The organism is Paenibacillus dendritiformis (genome assembly GCF_015845845.1).
Taxonomy (GTDB): domain Bacteria; phylum Bacillota; class Bacilli; order Paenibacillales; family Paenibacillaceae; genus Paenibacillus_B; species Paenibacillus_B dendritiformis_C.
In genome coordinates, this window is the sequence record NZ_LDIG01000274.1 from 70,848 (window position 1) to 86,975 (window position 16,128).

General features: G+C 58.1%; 18 protein-coding genes and 1 riboswitch. Of the genes, 16 read left to right on the forward strand and 2 right to left on the reverse strand.

The features are described 5' to 3' along the window. The 8 genes from ABD76_RS27055 to fabG all read left to right on the forward strand — a co-directional run bounded on the left by ABD76_RS27055 (position 1) and on the right by fabG (position 6,446). A complete protein-coding gene (locus ABD76_RS27055; RefSeq protein ID WP_197260006.1) occupies positions 1 to 807 on the forward strand; it encodes an ABC transporter ATP-binding protein in 807 nt (268 codons plus the stop codon). Further along, positions 779 to 1,483 carry an ABC transporter ATP-binding protein gene (locus ABD76_RS27060; protein ID WP_197260007.1) on the forward strand — a complete coding sequence of 235 codons (705 nt, stop codon included), beginning with the start codon at positions 779 to 781 and terminating at the stop codon, positions 1,481 to 1,483. The genes ABD76_RS27055 and ABD76_RS27060 overlap by 29 nt, the downstream gene beginning before the upstream one ends. A 29-nt stretch (positions 1,484 to 1,512) precedes the next feature. Beyond that, positions 1,513 to 2,382, forward strand: coding sequence for a branched-chain amino acid ABC transporter permease (locus ABD76_RS27065; RefSeq protein ID WP_197260008.1), 870 nt, complete (start codon positions 1,513 to 1,515; stop codon positions 2,380 to 2,382). Next, the gene (locus tag ABD76_RS27070) at positions 2,379 to 3,395 is read left to right on the forward strand and encodes a branched-chain amino acid ABC transporter permease (protein WP_197260009.1); all 1,017 of its coding nucleotides are present in this window, start codon (positions 2,379 to 2,381) and stop codon (positions 3,393 to 3,395) included. Before ABD76_RS27065 ends, ABD76_RS27070 begins: the two co-directional genes overlap by 4 nt. After that, positions 3,392 to 3,631, forward strand: a complete 240-nt coding sequence (locus ABD76_RS27075) for a hypothetical protein (protein WP_242069834.1) — start codon at positions 3,392 to 3,394, stop codon at positions 3,629 to 3,631. Before ABD76_RS27070 ends, ABD76_RS27075 begins: the two co-directional genes overlap by 4 nt. Further along, the gene (locus ABD76_RS27080; protein WP_197260010.1) at positions 3,621 to 4,667 is read left to right on the forward strand and encodes a 3-oxoacyl-ACP synthase; all 1,047 of its coding nucleotides are present in this window, start codon (positions 3,621 to 3,623) and stop codon (positions 4,665 to 4,667) included. The genes ABD76_RS27075 and ABD76_RS27080 overlap by 11 nt, the downstream gene beginning before the upstream one ends. Continuing rightward, complete coding sequence (phaZ, locus tag ABD76_RS27085; protein WP_197260011.1) at positions 4,664 to 5,584, forward strand: intracellular short-chain-length polyhydroxyalkanoate depolymerase; 921 nt, start codon at positions 4,664 to 4,666, stop codon at positions 5,582 to 5,584. The genes ABD76_RS27080 and phaZ overlap by 4 nt, the downstream gene beginning before the upstream one ends. A 118-nt stretch (positions 5,585 to 5,702) precedes the next feature. Then, complete coding sequence (fabG, locus tag ABD76_RS27090) at positions 5,703 to 6,446, forward strand: 3-oxoacyl-ACP reductase FabG (protein WP_197260012.1); 744 nt, start codon at positions 5,703 to 5,705, stop codon at positions 6,444 to 6,446. Positions 6,447 to 6,559: 113 nt separating this feature from the next. On the opposite strand, the gene ABD76_RS27095 is transcribed toward fabG, so the two are convergent. After that, complete coding sequence (locus tag ABD76_RS27095) at positions 6,560 to 7,831, reverse strand: DUF2515 family protein (protein ID WP_197260013.1); 1,272 nt, start codon at positions 7,829 to 7,831, stop codon at positions 6,560 to 6,562. A gap of 153 nt (positions 7,832 to 7,984) precedes the next feature. On the opposite strand from ABD76_RS27095, the gene ABD76_RS27100 reads away from it, so the two are divergent. Together ABD76_RS27100 and ABD76_RS27105 are read left to right on the forward strand one after the other, a co-directional pair. Then, the gene (locus tag ABD76_RS27100; protein WP_197260014.1) at positions 7,985 to 8,323 is read left to right on the forward strand and encodes a thioredoxin family protein; all 339 of its coding nucleotides are present in this window, start codon (positions 7,985 to 7,987) and stop codon (positions 8,321 to 8,323) included. 224 nt (positions 8,324 to 8,547) lie between these two features. Then, the gene (locus ABD76_RS27105; protein WP_197260015.1) at positions 8,548 to 9,498 is read left to right on the forward strand and encodes a COX15/CtaA family protein; all 951 of its coding nucleotides are present in this window, start codon (positions 8,548 to 8,550) and stop codon (positions 9,496 to 9,498) included. 110 nt (positions 9,499 to 9,608) lie between these two features. Here ABD76_RS27105 and ABD76_RS30315 read toward each other — a convergent pair whose 3' ends face one another. Continuing rightward, complete coding sequence (locus tag ABD76_RS30315; RefSeq protein ID WP_261944548.1) at positions 9,609 to 9,743, reverse strand: hypothetical protein; 135 nt, start codon at positions 9,741 to 9,743, stop codon at positions 9,609 to 9,611. Positions 9,744 to 10,002: 259 nt separating this feature from the next. Here ABD76_RS30315 and ABD76_RS27110 point away from each other — a divergent pair, with 259 nt between their 5' ends. The 6 genes from ABD76_RS27110 (at position 10,003) to ABD76_RS27135 (ending at position 16,056) form a co-directional block, all read left to right on the forward strand. Continuing rightward, positions 10,003 to 11,787, forward strand: a complete 1,785-nt coding sequence (locus tag ABD76_RS27110; RefSeq protein ID WP_197260016.1) for a UbiD family decarboxylase — start codon at positions 10,003 to 10,005, stop codon at positions 11,785 to 11,787. A gap of 15 nt (positions 11,788 to 11,802) precedes the next feature. After that, positions 11,803 to 12,504: a Cthe_2314 family HEPN domain-containing protein gene (locus ABD76_RS27115; protein ID WP_197260017.1), complete on the forward strand. Its 702-nt coding sequence runs from the start codon at positions 11,803 to 11,805 to the stop codon at positions 12,502 to 12,504. Positions 12,505 to 12,575: 71 nt separating this feature from the next. Continuing rightward, a riboswitch (SAM riboswitch) is annotated at positions 12,576 to 12,726 on the forward strand. Positions 12,727 to 12,854: 128 nt separating this feature from the next. Beyond that, positions 12,855 to 13,880 (forward strand): methionine ABC transporter ATP-binding protein, encoded by a 1,026-nt coding sequence (locus tag ABD76_RS27120; protein WP_197260018.1) that lies wholly within the window; start codon positions 12,855 to 12,857, stop codon positions 13,878 to 13,880. Continuing rightward, positions 13,880 to 14,548, forward strand: coding sequence for a methionine ABC transporter permease (locus ABD76_RS27125; protein ID WP_197260019.1), 669 nt, complete (start codon positions 13,880 to 13,882; stop codon positions 14,546 to 14,548). The genes ABD76_RS27120 and ABD76_RS27125 overlap by 1 nt, the downstream gene beginning before the upstream one ends. 129 nt (positions 14,549 to 14,677) lie before the next feature. After that, entirely contained in the window at positions 14,678 to 15,526 is an 849-nt protein-coding gene (locus ABD76_RS27130; protein ID WP_197260020.1) for a MetQ/NlpA family ABC transporter substrate-binding protein, read from the forward strand. A 188-nt stretch (positions 15,527 to 15,714) separates the two neighbouring features. Beyond that, positions 15,715 to 16,056 (forward strand): VOC family protein, encoded by a 342-nt coding sequence (locus ABD76_RS27135; RefSeq protein ID WP_197260021.1) that lies wholly within the window; start codon positions 15,715 to 15,717, stop codon positions 16,054 to 16,056. Positions 16,057 to 16,128 lie beyond the last annotated feature (72 nt).

The window sequence follows — 16,128 nt, forward strand, 5'->3', positions numbered from 1 at the left end:
ATGAACGGGACCGAATCTGCTCGTGCCGATGATATTGTATTGGCAACGGACGGGCTGACGATTGCCTTCGGAGGCCATACGGCCGTCCGGGATGTGAGCCTGAAGATAGAGCGCCATCGCTTCAAGTCCATTATCGGGCCGAATGGCGCGGGCAAGACGACGCTGTTCAATCTGCTCAGCGGACAGCTGCGGCCGACGGCTGGGACGATCTGCTTCAACGGCCAAGACATCACGGCGCTGCCTCCGTTCCGCCGCACGCGCTTGGGAATGGGGCGCTCCTTCCAGATGACGAACGTGTTCCCGAATCTGACCGTGCTTGAAAATGTGCGGCTCGCCGTTCAGTCGCGGCAGGGCGTCCGCTTGAACTGGCATGCATCGCCGAGAGCGTTCCGCCGCTTCGAGGAGGAGGCGCAGCATTGGCTGGACATGGTGCTGCTCGGCAGCCGGTCCGGGGCGCTGGCCGCTTATCTCGCGCATGGGGAGAAGCGCAAGCTGGAGCTGGCGATGCTGCTCGCGCTGCAGCCGGAATTGCTGCTGCTAGATGAGCCGACGGCCGGAATCTCGATTGAAGAAGTCCCTGCCATCCTGGAGGTCATCCGCAAGATGAAGGAAGAAGGCAAGCGCACGATCGTGCTGATCGAGCACAAGATGGATATGGTGCTCGATCTGTCCGACACGATCGCCGTGCTGTTCGGCGGCAGGCTCCTGGCGGACGGACGCCCGGAGGAGATTATGAGCAACGAGACGGTGCAGGCGGCTTATTTGGGAGGGCTGTATGATGACGCTGCTGCAAGTGCAGGGAATTGAGACGCATATCGGGCAATTTCATATTTTACAGGGCGTGACCTTCGAGGTGAAGGCGGGAGAAATCACGGTGCTGCTGGGAAGGAACGGCGCCGGCAAGACGACCGCCCTCCGCTCGATCATGGGTCTGACTCCGGTATCCAGGGGGGAAATTCGCTTTGAAGGCGAGCGAATCGAAGCGCTGCCCACGCATCGGATCGCGCGCCAGGGCATCGGATATGTTCCGGAGGATCAGGGGATTTTTCCCGAGCTGACCGTAGGAGAGACGATGCGGATCGCGATGAGGCGCCATGATGGCGAGGCGAAGGCGCGGCTGGAATGGACGCAGGAGCTGTTTCCGGATTTGCGCGCCTTCTGGGATCGCAAATCCGGGCTGCTCAGCGGGGGACAGAAGCAGATGCTGGCCATCTCGCGCGCCTATGTGAATGAGAATCGGCTCTTGCTTATCGATGAGCCGAGCAAGGGACTGGCTCCGATTATGGTGGAGAAGCTGATGCAGGCCATCGAGCAGATGAAGGCGAAGACGACCGTGCTTTTGGTGGAACAGAACTTCATGATGGCGAGCCGCATCGGGGACCGGTACTTCCTGATGGATGAAGGGCGCATCGTGGCCGCAGGCACGATGGCGGAGTTGCGGGGGGACGAAGCGACAAGGCGCAAATATTTGGGCATCGCATAGCCGGCTCGCGGAACGGGGGGATAGGAACATTGAATGGCATTATCAATTTGCTTGTGAACGGGCTGGCGACGGGAATGCTGATCTTCCTGTTGGCGTCGGGGCTTACGCTGATCTTCGGGCTGATGGGCGTACTGAATTTTGCGCATGGCGGACTGTTCGCCTGGGGAGCGTACGGCGGAGTATGGCTGTACACTGCGACGGGCTCGTTCGCCGCTGCCGTCATCGGCGCCGTCTTGATGGGCATGCTGCTCGGCCTGGTCATGGAGCGGCTCGTCGTCCGGCCCGTGTACGGCCATCCGATCCGGCAGATTCTCATCACGCTGGGCGCGATGCTCGTTTTGAGCGAGCTGCTGAAGGTCGCGTTCGGTCCGAATCCGCTCAAGGCCGGCGTTTCGCCGCTGCTGAACGGGAGCTGGGAGATGGGCGGCATCATTTTCATTAAATATCGCTTATTCATTATTGGCGTCGGGGCGATCGTCTTTGGCGGACTGCTGTTCGTGCTGAAGCGGACGAAAATCGGAATTATCGTGCGCGCCGGGGTGATGAATCCCGAGATGGTGCAGGCGCTGGGCATCCCGATCCGCCGCGTGTTTACCCTCGTATTCATGGCGGGAGCCGGCCTTGCGGCGCTTGGGGGAGCGCTCCTCGCGCCGTATTCGGGCGTGATCTTCGCCGAGATGGGGATGCAATTCGCCATCCTGGCCTTTATCGTCGTCGTCATCGGCGGCATGGGAAGCATTCAGGGCTCCGCGTTGGCGGCGGTGCTTGTCGGCCTCTCGGGCGCCTTCATGGCTTATTACGTGCCGGAGCTGTCGCTTGCGGCCAATATGCTGCTGATGGTCATCGTGCTGCTCATTAAGCCTTCCGGCTTGTTCGGGGCGAAGGGGGGAGCGGGATGAGAACGAACCGAATCGGAACGGCCGGGTTCCTGGCGATGCTCGCCGCTCTGGCGCTGCTGCCCGCGGTCAATGATTCGCGCAGCTTTCTCATCGTCATGACGCAGATTTGCATTTTCGCGATTTTTGCCATGAGCTATGATATTTTGCTCGGGTATACGGGAATCGTCTCGTTCGGCCACTGTATGTTTTTCGGCATCGGGGCCTATGCGAGCGGGATTATGCTGGAACGGCTCGGCCCATCCGTCGGAACGCTCATTTTGTCCGTCCTGACCGGCATGCTGTTGTCCGCGCTGCTCAGTTATATCGTGGGGATGCTCTCGCTGCGGCTGAAAAGCCATTTTTACGCGATGCTGACGCTCGCCTTCTCCGGCCTGCTGCTGGTGCTGGCAGAGAAATGGCGCTCGCTGACGAACGGCAATGACGGGTTCACCTTCCCGATTCCGGCCGCGATGAAGGACCGGACGGTTCTCTACTTCACCGCGCTCGCGGCGATGGCTGCCATCTTCCTGCTGCTGCGCCGCTTTACGCAATCCCCGGCCGGCCGGGTGCTGCTGGCCATTCGTGAAAATGAGCAGCGGGCCGAGTCGCTCGGCTTCGAGATCATTCATTACAAGGTGATGGCCACCGTGGTCGCCGGGATGGCGGCCAGTCTGAGCGGGTCGCTGTATGTGCTGACATTGCGCTTCGTCAATACGACCGTCTTCGGGATGGACATGACGCTGAACGCGTTGTTAATGACGATTATCGGCGGGGTAGGGACCTTGTATGGAGCCATCATCGGCGCCGCCCTGATTGAATGGGCGCATCATGGATTATCGGAATTGGCCAAATTCCATCCGATATTCGAGCGCTGGATCATTTTTTTCGGCTTGCTGTACATTATCGTCGTGCTGCTGTTCCCGGCCGGCATCGTTGGGACGCTGCGCAATTGGATAAGGACGGGCCGAAGAGGCCGGACCGGGCAGGAGCGGAAGGCGGCTTCCCGGCCTGTGCGGAAGGAGGAAGCCGGATGATGGAGCACGGCGGCAGGGAGGGCTATCGTCAGCCGGAGCGGGCGGATGGCGGAACGGCGGTCGGCTCCTTCGTCCTCCGCTGCCAGACGCGGTATGATGACGCTTCCTGTGGCGCTTGGCGCATACGGGTCACGTATGTGCAGGGGCAGGAAGAACGAACGGTCGCTTCCTGGGAGGAGGCGGTGCTGTTCATGCAGCAGCGAATGAAACGGGGGAACATGCCATATGATCGGTAACGAATATGATGCGGCGGACGCGATCCGCTTGCTGGCCACGGGGATCTATATCCCGGAAGGCCGGATGACGAGCGCGGATATCGCGCGGGCATCCGGCATACCGCAGGAGATCGTCGAGTCGAAGCTCGGCATAAAGCAAAAACCGGTTCCAGGACCGGAGGATCACCCATGCGAGATGGGGGTGCGGGCCGCACGGCAAGCGCTGGCCCGGGCGGCGATCGATCCGGGCGAGATCGATCTGGTTATCTATATCGGAGAGGAGCATAAGGAATATCCGGTATGGACGGCCGCCCTGAAGCTGCAGGACGATCTGGGCGCCGTCAACGCCTGGGGCTTCGATCTGTCGTCCCGCTGCTGCACGACGTTGATGGCCGTAAAGGCGGCGAAGGCGATGATGCGGGGAGATGCGCGGATTTCGACCGTCCTGCTGGCGGGCGGATACCGCAACGGGGATCTCATCGATTTGTCCGATCGCGATACCCGCTTCATGGCCAATCTCGGCGCCGGCGGCGGGGCGATGATATTGCGCCGGGGCGCCGGGGCCGCGTATCCGGAAGTGCTGGAGACGGCCGTGATAACGGACGGATCCTTCGCGGAGGATGTCATTATTCAGGCGGGCGGGACCAAGCGGCCGTTAACGTCGGAGCTGATCGCGCAGGGAGAGCCGCGGTTCCGGGTGCCTGATCCCGGCTTGATGAAAAGCCGATTGGACGCGGTGTCGATGGCCCGGTTTGCCGAGGTGGTGGAACGCTCCGTGCGCGACAGCGGGTGGCGTCCGGATGAGATCGATTTTATCGGTCTGCTTCATATGAAGCGATCCGCCCATGAGGCGGTGCTCCGGGCGTTGGGCATTCCGGCCCGGCGATCGGTGTATCTGGATGAATTCGGGCATATCGGTCAATTCGATCCGATGATATGCCTCGAGCTGGGCGTGAAGCAAGGCCTGATTCGCCCCGGAAGCGTAGTGGTGCTGGCCGCGGCGGGCATCGGCTATGCTTGGGGGGCGCTCACATTGAAATGGGGGGAATCCGTATGAAGGCGAAGGCCGCATTGAAATCGGTTCTGCTGCCCAATGGGGAGACGCTTGGTTACCGTGAACGGGAGGGCGGGGCGGAGGTCCTGCTGCTGATTCACGGCAATATGAATTCTTCTTACCACTGGGATGTGGCGCTGGAGCGGCTGGATCCCCGCTATAAGCTGTATGCGGTCGATTTGCGCGGCTTCGGCATCTCGACGTATCACGAGCCGATCCGCGCTTTGCGCGACTTCGCCGATGACGTGAAGCTGTTCTGCCGGGAGCTTGGACTGGACCGGTTCGCGGTCATGGGCTGGTCGACAGGCGGCGGCGTGGCGATGGAACTGGCCGCGGATTGGCCGGAGGCGGTGACGAAGCTGATTTTATTGGCATCGGTATCGACCCGCGGATATCCGTTCTATGAGGATGGCGGCACCGGACTGCCGGGCAGGAGCAGACGGATCGCGAGCTATGCGGGCATCGAGGCGCTGGAGCGCAATCGCTTGATCGCGGAAGCGATCGCACGGGGCGACCGCGCATTTTTGAGGCGGCTGTATGAAGCGGTCATCTATGACAAGAACCGGCCGGAGGAAGCCCGTTATGAAGCGTATCTCGATGATATGCTGACGCAGCGCAATCTGATGGACGTATATCATGCGCTCAATACGTTCAATGTCAGCGTGTGCGGCCATGAGGCGGCCGCCGGCAGCGGCGCGGTTCGGCGAATTGCGGCCCCGGCGCTTGTGCTGCGAGGAGATCGGGACATGGTCATCAGCGAAGCGATGGCCGCCGAGACACTCGCCGACTTGGGAGAGATCGCCCGGTTCGTCCCGCTGAAGGACTGCGGGCATTCCCCGCTGGTCGACGATCCGGCACAGCTCCTGCAAGCGGTGGAGGCGTTCCTGACGGCGGATATCGCCGTGCAGCCGGAAGCATGACCGGGGGATGGGGAAGGCAGGAGAGGCTGGAAAGGCGGACAGGGCGGCTTGCCGGCCCGTTTGACGGAACCGATGACGAACCATATGTAAAGGCAAGGAAGCAGACAGGAGGGGGAACATGAAGCTTGAGGGCAAGACGGCAATCATTACAGGCGGAGCCAACGGGATTGGGGAAGCGGCTGTGCGGCTGTTCCTGGACGCGGGGGCGAATGTCGTTATCGCCGATTTCAATGAAGAAGCGGGGAGGCGTCTACTGAATGAACTTGGACCGTCCGCAGCGGAGCGCGCGCTCTTCGCGGCATGCAATGTCGCGGATCCGGCCAGCGTGGAGCAGCTTATGGAGAAGACGATGGAGCGCTTTGGCGCCATCGAGGTGCTGATCAATAATGCCGGCATCACGCGCGACGCGATGCTTCTCAAAATGTCGCCGGAGCAATGGCGCGATGTCATCGATGTGAATCTGACCGGCGTGTTCTACTGCACTCGGCATGCCGCGCCTTATATGGCGGCTCAAGGCCGAGGCAAGATTATTAACACGGCCTCTATCGTCGGCGTGCAGGGCAATATTGGGCAGACCAACTATGCCGCCGCCAAAGCGGGCGTCATCGGCATGACGAAGACATGGGCGCGCGAGCTTGGCTACAAAGGCATCTGCGTAAACGCGGTCGCCCCCGGCTTTATCGCGACGGACATGGTGGCGAAGATGCCGGAGAACATTGTCGAAGCCATGCGGAACAAGGTGCCCTTGCGCCGGCTCGGACAACCGGAAGATGTCGCGCAGGTCTATCTGTTCCTGGCGTCCGGCGCAGCGGACTATATTAACGGAGCCGTCATTGAAGTGAACGGAGGGCTCTCGATCTGACCAGGGAACGAAGCTGCTGCATAGCGTCTCGAACAAGCAAAGGATCTTGGCCACCCTCGCAAAGCGGCGGCGCAAGATCCTTTTTAAGTTGAAGCGGTCAGCAGGGGCGGGATTCAGGAAGGCTGCGTTCGGCCGGGATGAATGAAGCCGGCGAGCGAAGCCGTTTCCTTCCACATCCGATCATGAGGCAAGGTCATATCCGCATGGAGAGGAGGGCGCATTGGCTGCAGATGCTTGAGCACCCGGTCGTCGACGAACCAATCGCCGGCCCCGACCGGGGGCAGCGGCTCGTCCGGCCAGGCATCGGCCAGCCGCGGACTGTAGGCCCGATGCGCCGCCGTCAGGTTCGCATCATCCGGCGCCGTGGCCTGGGTAGTGAAGGCATGCGGCCAGTAGTCGGCGCGCGATCCGGTATGCGGGACGCCGCGGATGAAGCTTAACGCCCGGCCGTGAATGTCGGGGGCATGGAATAACAGGGCGTATAGTTTGCGCCCGAACGCGATCCGCTCGTCCAGGTTGGAGAAATTCTCCAGCGTCAGGCCGACGAGGGGGACGGCCGGTTCCTGCACCGACGGGACTCCGAGCGGGATGATGACCTGATTCATCTGCATCCAACCGTGCAGGCGGAAATCCCACTTCGCGATGACCTGCTCGCGGAACTGTTCATTCTGGACGACGCTTCCTTCGATGACGTTCTGTTCATTGATGATAAGTGCGGTCGTCAGCAGCGGGCTGTCCGGCTGAACCCAGAAGCTGTCCCAGAATGGAATCATGAATGCCGATATGCCCAGGTGCGGGAGCAGATGGAACAGGCTGCGCCCTTCGCGCCGGCTGGCGTCATATAACAGCAGCTGCGGGAAGGCGTCATGAAAAATCAGGGCATTGCTTCGCTCCAGCATGCGGAACGACCACTGGCGCTGCGCCGGACTCATGATGCGCGGCAGCCATTCCCCCTGCAGATCCGTCATATTCCAGCCTCCATTGCGGCAGACGGTATGGGCCAGCAGCGCCCAGTGGAGCTCCGGGTGCTCATTATAGACCCGAAGATAGGCCTCTGCGCGGGTGACATTGTTCCGGTTCCCGGCCGCTGCCGCATGGCGGATATGAGCGAGAAGCTTCAATTCTTCGGACGTCAGGCTTTGACGCTCATGGGCTCGGGCCTCTTCGGCATGCGGGCGGCTCCGCTCCGCGAGAATCCGGTACAGACGCTCCTCCGCTCGTCTGGCTGCAGCCCGGTTCCATTCCATCGAGTGCAGGCAGCGGATGCTATTTACCTGCCTGCGCATGCTAGTCCATAGATTGCGCATGGCGGCGCAGGCGCTGTCGACGGCATGCCGGAGCAATCGCCAGGCGTACCGCCATCGGGTTGGGGACGAGGATTCCATCGTATTTGCGCTCTCCTTTCCCGGAAATCCCTTGTTTTCCGTTTATTTTTTACTAGTATGCCCAAATTGACCCGCCTGTGAACCTGTTTGCCGTTTGACTTTTCATTTCAAATTGGTTTATCTTGAAAACAACCTAGTTGGGAGTGAAGCGTGATGGAAAAAGTACAAACCGTGGAACGTTTTAAAGAGTTGATTGCCCAGCCGTTGACGACGATCGCCGTATTCAAGACGTCCTGGTGCCCGGATTGCCATTTTATTGATCCGTTCATGCCGGAAGTGGAGGCGCAATATGAGGGCAAGGCCCTATTTTTCGAGGTGGATGCGGAGGCGTTGGTCGATGTGGCCCAGCAGTATCATATTCTCGGCATTCCTAGCTTCGTCGCCTTCAAGGACGGCAAGGAGACGATTCGCTTCGTCAACAAGCTGCGCAAGACGCGGCCGGAGATTGAACAATTCGCGGATCGGGCCATAGCGGTGTCTGAAGCGTTGTAAGCCAGAAGAGAATGCATAATCCGCCCTTGGACGGGGCGGATTTTTTTATATGTGCGCAAGGAAGCGCATCGACTCGGTTTTTATGGGGATGTGTAATATTTGTCACAATTTTGCCGTACATTCGATTAGGAAATCTTGTATAATGGGGACGATTGGCATGCTTTGTAGGTAAGAATTATTTTAATAAATACGTGTTCAATAAGGTCGAGGCGTGATTATTTCAAATGAGACTAACGGGTCAGGTGAATCTGGTGAATTTGAACATCTACCGTAAATTGAAGTTACTGGCTTACGCCACCTGCATCGGCATGTTCATCGTCGTGCTGAACGGCGCCCTCGTCACGAAGACGGGCTCCGGCCAGGGTTGCGGCACCGATTGGCCGCTGTGCAACGGCAAATTCGTGCCTGCCTATACCATTGAATCGATGATTGAATACTCGCACCGCATGGTGACCGGAATTGTGGGCATTCTTGTCCTGGCATCATTTGTGTTTGTGTTCCGCTACGCGCGAGACAGGCGCGACGCAGTCATGTATTCGTTGCTGACGCTTATTTTTACAGTCATTCAGGCGATTATGGGGGCGCTTGCCGTCGTGTTTACCCAGTCTCCCCCCGTTATGGCGCTGCATTTCGGAATCTCCCTGCTGGCGTTTGCTTCATCCTTCCTGCTGTGCCTGGCGCTGCGCAGGTATGAGCGGGGCATCGTCCAACATGCCGGGAAGATTGGCGATACGTTCCGATACGGCGTCTGGTTCACATGGTTATATACATATATCGTGATATACGTCGGCGCCTTCGTACGGCATACGGAGTCATCCGGCGGCTGCCTCGGTTGGCCGCTCTGCAATGGCGAGTGGATTCCCGAGATGGCGGGAGGAACCGCAATCGCTTTCATGCACCGGGTGGCTGCGGCGCTGCTGCTCGTTGTCGTCGCGGTGATGGCGCATTTCGCCTATCATCATCATAAGAATAATCGGGAGATCCAGCTGTGCGGGATATGGTCGATTGCGCTGTGCGCGGGACAGATTGTAAGCGGGGCGCTCGTCGTCTTTGCGATAACGGATGAGAATTTGTATTTATTCGCGGGAATGCTGCATGCGGTGTTGATTTGCGGACTGTTCAGCGTGCTATGCCATATGAGCATTCGCGTATGGCAGCTCCGGGAACGGACATAATGCGAAAAGAAGCAGTCACTTGACGGTGCGCGGCGCCATGGCGGGCCAACGTGCTACAAGCGAACTGCTTCTTCTTGTATAGCGTGGAGTTACAGTGAACATAAGCCGGTTTACGCTCCTTCTCTCAATTGACGGGCGTCTTCGGCGTGAGCGCCGAAGAGCAGTACGGACGCGGCCGCTTTCGCCGCAGCCAGCCAACGGACATTCCAACGTCTGCGCTCTGTTTCCCGATTCGTGCTTCTCATGAACATCTACCTCCCGTAAAGTGTGGTCTTGCTTACCATGCTTTTATTGTACCGATACGGATGGGGCGGTGCCATGCAACCCGCTTACGTTTATCTTACATTGTCGTAAGCTGTCCGGTTGTAGCGCTTTAGGTTCTTATGAAAAACAGATATACTACATAATAGTACGTTACTGTGGCGTCTATTACAGAATTATCCTTATAACAAGCCGATTTTTCAGCAATTATTCACCCAGCTAATGATCTAAGGAGGGCTAGCGTTGTCATTTTCCAATATTCGCAGTTTCATTCATACGCTCAAGCGGGAGAACGAGTTGGCGGTCATCGAAGCCGAAGTTGATCCGTATCTCGAGATCGCCGAAATTCATCGGCGTGTGATCGAGGAAGGCGGACCCGCCCTGCTGTTCACCAATGTGAAGGGAAGCCCGTTCTCCGTAGCCACGAATCTGTTCGGGACGACCCGGCGGGTAGACATGGCCTTCGGGCCGAGACCGGAGCAGTTCGCCAACAAATGCATTGAAGCGGTGAATCGCCTCATGCCTCCATCGCCGAAGAAACTGTGGGAAGAACGAGGCCTCGTCAAGGAACTGCTGAGCCTGCTCAAGGTGGGCATGAAGGATGTATCTTCCGCTCAGGCGCCGATTATGGACGTGAAGCGGACCGATATGCCGCTGCATGGCCTGCCTGCGTTAACGAGCTGGCAGTTGGATGGAGGGCCGTTCATTACCCTCCCGCTCGTGTACACCGAGCATCCCGCGCGCAAGGGCAGCGATCACAACCTGGGAATGTACCGGGTTCAAATATATGACGACAAGACAACCGGAATCCACTGGCAGATTCAAAAGGGCGGCGGCTTCCATTATCACGAAGCCGAGCTCCGGAACGAGGCTCTGCCGGTATCCATCTACGTCGGCGGCCCGCCCGCATTGATTGCGGCCGCTATCGCGCCGCTTCCGGAGAAGCTGCCGGAGCTGCTGATGGCCTCCTTTGTCATGGGCGAACGGCTGCCTGTCGTGGACAGCGGCTTCGAAGGCCACCGCATTCCGGCGGAAGCCGAGTTCGTCATCCAGGGCTATGTGCCTCCGCATGAGCGGCGGCTGGAAGGGCCGTTCGGCGACCATTACGGTTATTATTCCTGGGCGCATGATTTCCCGCTTGTCAATGTGAAGCACATGTATCACCGCAAAGACGCGATCTACCCGGCGACGGTCGTCGGCAAGCCGCGCCAGGAAGATTATTATTTGGGCGAGTATCTGGTCAAATTGCTGTCACCTGCCTTTCCGATGGTCATGCCGAGCGTGCGCAAGGTGCACCCTTATCCGGAGACGGGGGTCCATTCCTTGGCCGCGGCCGTCGTCCGCGAGAGCTATTCGCGCGAGGCGATGCTGAGCGGCTTCCGGATTCTCGGGGAAGGCCAGCTCAGCCTCACCAAATTCCTGATGCTCACCGATCAGGAGGTCGATCTGGACAATTTCGCGCAGTTGATGGAGAACGTATTGGAGCGCTTCCAACCGGAGTCGGATCTATACGTCCTGAACAATACGTCCCATGATACGCTCGATTATACCGGGCACAAGCTGAATCACGGCAGCAAGGGCATTATGCTGGGGGTCGGCGAGCCGGTGCGCGAGCTCCCGCATGCGTACGAGGGAGGCCCGATTGACGAAATCACGGATGTGGCCGTGTTCTGCCGCGGCTGCCTCACGATGTCCGGAGCGTCCTATGAGGCCGAGCCGCAGCTGGCGGAACGGCTGATGGAGCGGTTGGCCGATCAGGAGACGCCTTGGCCGCTTGTATTCCTGGTGGACGATGCGCAAGTGGCCCGCACGCAGTTGTCTTTCCTGTGGACGGTGTTCACCCGCTTCAACCCTGCTTCTGATATATACGCGCGGATGGAAGTCCGAAATCACCACATTGCGTATCGACTGCCGATTGTGATTGATGCGCGCATGAAGCCGGGCTACCCGGACGAGTTGTTCCCGCGGGAAGATATCGTGCAACGGGTTGACGATCGTTGGAAAGACTATTTCCCGAACGGATTCTAATCGGGGGTGGTCACGATGCTGCGAAGCCTGTTCGGGGAAGAGCCCCGCACGGATGAAGGCGCGTTGAAGGAAGCGATGGAGGCGATAGACCGCTATCTGTCGCATGTAAGGAAGCAGATGGAAAACGGCGGGGATCCGGAACATTATTGGCGCAAAATCGAAATCTGGACGGTCGGGCTGCGCACGTCGCTCGATGAGCTGGAGCAGAGCATTTATGCTTCCGGCAAGTATGCGGAGCGGGTGACGAAGCAGTACCAGGAGGATATGAATGATAATGAACTGGATGATTATTTCCGTCACGTCTACTTTTACAAAAATGCATTCATCCGCGTCTTCTCCATCCTGGACAAGTTGGGGACGCTGTTGAATGAGGTGCTGCGGCTGGAGACGGAGGAAATGAAGCAATTTTTCTCTTACTTCACGGTGCTCCGCCGGCTGAACCTGACAGGCAGGCACCCGCGCCTGACCGACAAGCTGTCCGGTCTCAAGCAGCTTCATGGAGAAGCAATGCAGCGCCTGCGCAAGCGCCGGAATACCGAGATTCACTATATGAATGCGGAGATGCAGGATGATCTGTGGCAGCGGCACCGCAGCTTGAACAGCAAGCTGCGGCTGGAGGATATCCAGGCGAATATGGACGATGTGGGAGAAGGCATGCAGATGGTATGCGGCGCGCTTACCGCTTCGTTCCGCGCTCTGGTTGCCCTGGAAAATTGAAACGTAAGGTAAAAAAAGTCAATTGACAATATCCGAGCAATATCATATACTTTGAATAATTTCATAACGATTTCTTATCAAGAGTGGCGGAGGGACAGGCCCTGTGAAGCCCGGCAACCGATCCTGCAACCCGTATTTGCTCGCAGCTTACCGCTGCCGCAAGATTGCAGGGTGTCAATGGTGCTAATTCCTTCAGAACGGATAAGTTCTGGCAGATAAGAAAGGGCGCTAACCCACCTGGAATGAGGAAGAAATGTGACAGCCCCCTTTTGGCATCTGCCAAGAGGGGGCTTTTGGCGTAAATACAGAGAGATACAGGTCACCGCTAATTAGGAAGGGGAAAACTATCATTGATTCGTCTGGAGCATATCAGCAAACAATATGAAGTCAAAGGGAAGCTGTCCGGACCTCTCGCATTGAATGATGTCAGTTTGACGATAGAGCAAGGGGAGATTTTCGGCATTATCGGCCACTCCGGGGCCGGCAAGAGCACGCTGCTGCGCAGCATCAACCTGCTGGAGCGCCCGACCTCCGGGAAGGTGTTCGTGGATCAGGTGGACATGATGAAGCTGTCGAAGCGGGAGCTGCAGGAGCAGCGCAGCAAAATCGGCATGATTTTTCAGCATTTTAATCTGCTCTCCTCGGCAACCGTGTTCGACAATATCGCTTTCCCGCTGCGGCTGCAGAACACGCCTGCCGCCCAAGTGAAGGCGAAGGCGGATGAATTAATCCGTCTCGTCGGACTGGAGGAGCACCGCAATAAATATCCGGCGCAGCTGTCCGGGGGACAGAAGCAGAGGGTCGGCATTGCACGCGCGCTGGCCAACGATCCGAAGGTGCTGCTCTGCGACGAAGCGACCTCCGCGCTCGATCCGCAGACGACCCAATCGATTCTGGAGCTGCTGCTCGATATTAACCGCCGCTTCGGCATCACGATCGTGCTCATCACCCATGAGATGCATGTCATTCAAGCGATATGCGATCGGGTCGCCGTCATTCATGCCGGCCAGATTGCGGAGCAGGGCAAAGTGGTCGACGTCTTCCTGAAGCCGCAGCATCCGGTGACGAGGGAGTTCATTATGGAGGAGCGCCATGACGCCGACCTGCAGCCGTGGATGGCCTTCCAGGGGCAGGCAGGCGATCATTCGCGCGTCGTCAAGATCAATTACTTGGGCGATGTCACCTATGAGCCCGTGCTGCAAACCGTCCTCACCGAAGCGGGTGTCCGCTTCACAATACTGCAGGGGACGATATCGCGCATGAAGGATATTCCATACGGACAATTGGTCGTTCGTCTGGACGGCGACCAGACGGATGTCGAGCGTTCGCTCTCCGCGCTCAAGGATAGAGGACTTGAAGTGGAGGTGATCGCGTAATGAAGGATCTCGATTTCTCCAAAATCAACTGGGACGAGCTCGGAACGGCGACAAGCGATACGCTGGCGATGATGCTGTTCTCCGTCCTGTTCACGATCGTTATCGGGCTTCCGCTCGGCGTGCTTCTTTATTTGACAGGGAAATCAAAAGGGACGGCCGGGAGAACCGTATATTTCGTCGTATCTTTCATCGTCAATATTTTGCGTTCGGCGCCATTCGTTATTTTGATGATTGCGCTCATTCCGGTTACCCGGATGATCGTCGGCACCTCGATCGGGGTCGAAGGCACGATTCCGCCGCTCGTTATCGCGGCTGCGCCTTTCTTCGCCCGGCTGGTGGAGACCTCGCTGCGGGAGGTGGACCGCGGCGTCATCGAAGCCGCGCAGGCGATGGGCGCTTCCACCTGGCAGATCGTGCGCAAGGTGCTGTTGCCGGAGGCGATGCCGGGCTTGATCGCCGGCACGACGATAACGGCCGTGACGCTCGTCACCTATACGGCGATGTCAGGCATGGTCGGCGGCGGCGGTCTCGGGGACTTGGCGATTCGGTACGGGTATCACCGCTATGAATTTGAAGTCATGATCATTTCGATTTTTATTATGGTGCTGCTCGTGCAAATTCTGCAATGGATTGGCGACGCCTTCGTCCGCCGCTTCACCCGGAAGTAGCCGGCCGGCCATGGCCCGCAAGGGCCCGGTCGCGGAAAGTGTCAGGAATTCGCTCGGTATCGGGCTTCCATCTATAAATGTAAATCAGGACATGATTAAATGGGGAAACAAGGGGAGGAGAAGAGAGACATGAAAAAATGGACGTATGTATTGACGTTGATTGCGCTGATCGGCGTGCTCGCGGCATGCGGCAGCAAATCGTCGACCGGAACGGATACGGGCTCGTCGAACGAGGCGGGCGCAGAGGGCGGCAAGGAGACGGTGAAGCTGGTTGTCGGCGCATCGCCGGTGCCGCATGCCGAGATTTTGAAGCATATCGCGCCGAAGCTGAAGGAGCAGGGCATTGAACTCGAGGTTAAAGAGTTCACGGACTATGTGCAGCCGAACGTGCAGGTCCACGAGAAGCAGCTCGATGCGAACTTCTTCCAGCATAAGCCGTACATGGACAACGAAGTGACGGAAAAAGGCTATGATCTCGTGAGCGTGGGGAATGTCCATGTCGAGCCGTTCGGCGGGTATTCCAAATCGATCAAATCGATTGATGAACTGAAGGACGGCGATACGGTGGCGATTCCGAACGATCCGACCAACGGCGGACGCTCGCTCCTTCTGTTGGAGAAGCAAGGCTTGATCAAGCTGAAAGAAGGCGCTGGCCTGAACGCCGGCGTGAAGGATATTGCCGAAAACCCGAAAAATCTGAAATTCAAAGAGCTTGAGGCGGCGATGCTTCCTCGTACGCTGGATGAAGTCAACCTGGCGCTCATCAACACCAACTATGCGCTGGAAGCCGGACTCAATCCGACGAAGGATGCCCTCTTCATCGAGGACAAGGATTCTCCGTATGCGAACATCTTGACGGCGCGAAGCGACAACAAAGACAGCGATGCGATCCAGAAGCTGCTGGCTGCGCTGCAATCGGATGACGTGAAGCAGTTCATCAGCGAGAAATACGAAGGCTCCATCGTTCCGGCGTTCTAAGAAGGCTTTATCTTCTACTCGAACAGCCCCCTTGTACGGCAGCATATTTGCCCTGCAAGGGGGCTTTGTCATGCGTGCGGAAGTAGGGTGGTGAATTTTAGGAAACATTTAAAAAAATCCGAAAGGAAATTGGCGCTGGGTGCAGAAACCGTGTAGGAACTCAATACGATTACTAGGGGGAAGATGTCATGATCGAACGAATCGATACGGTATTTGTCCGGGTGCCTGATCTGGAGGAGGCCAAGACATGGTACATGGAGGTGCTCGGGCTTGCGCTGAAATGGGAGAATGATCATATCGCCGTCCTGGGGCTGGGCGAGACGCCTCTCACGTTGTTGAAGACGGAAGCTTCATCGTTCCGCCCGGCGGCGGAGGCGGCATTCAATTTCTATGTGAAGGATGCGGAAGCCGCTCATCGGCACTTGCGGGCTGCCGGAGTCGAGGTATCGGCGGTGGAGGAAGGAGATGGCGTGAAGTGGTTTTCATTTCAAGATCATTGCGGCAACAGGCTGGAGGCATGCTTCTTCTAACGTATCGTGCCCTACCGCCCCAAGTTGTCCTGCCCTGGCAAATCGCATATACTGAAGAGGAATGATGCGGAG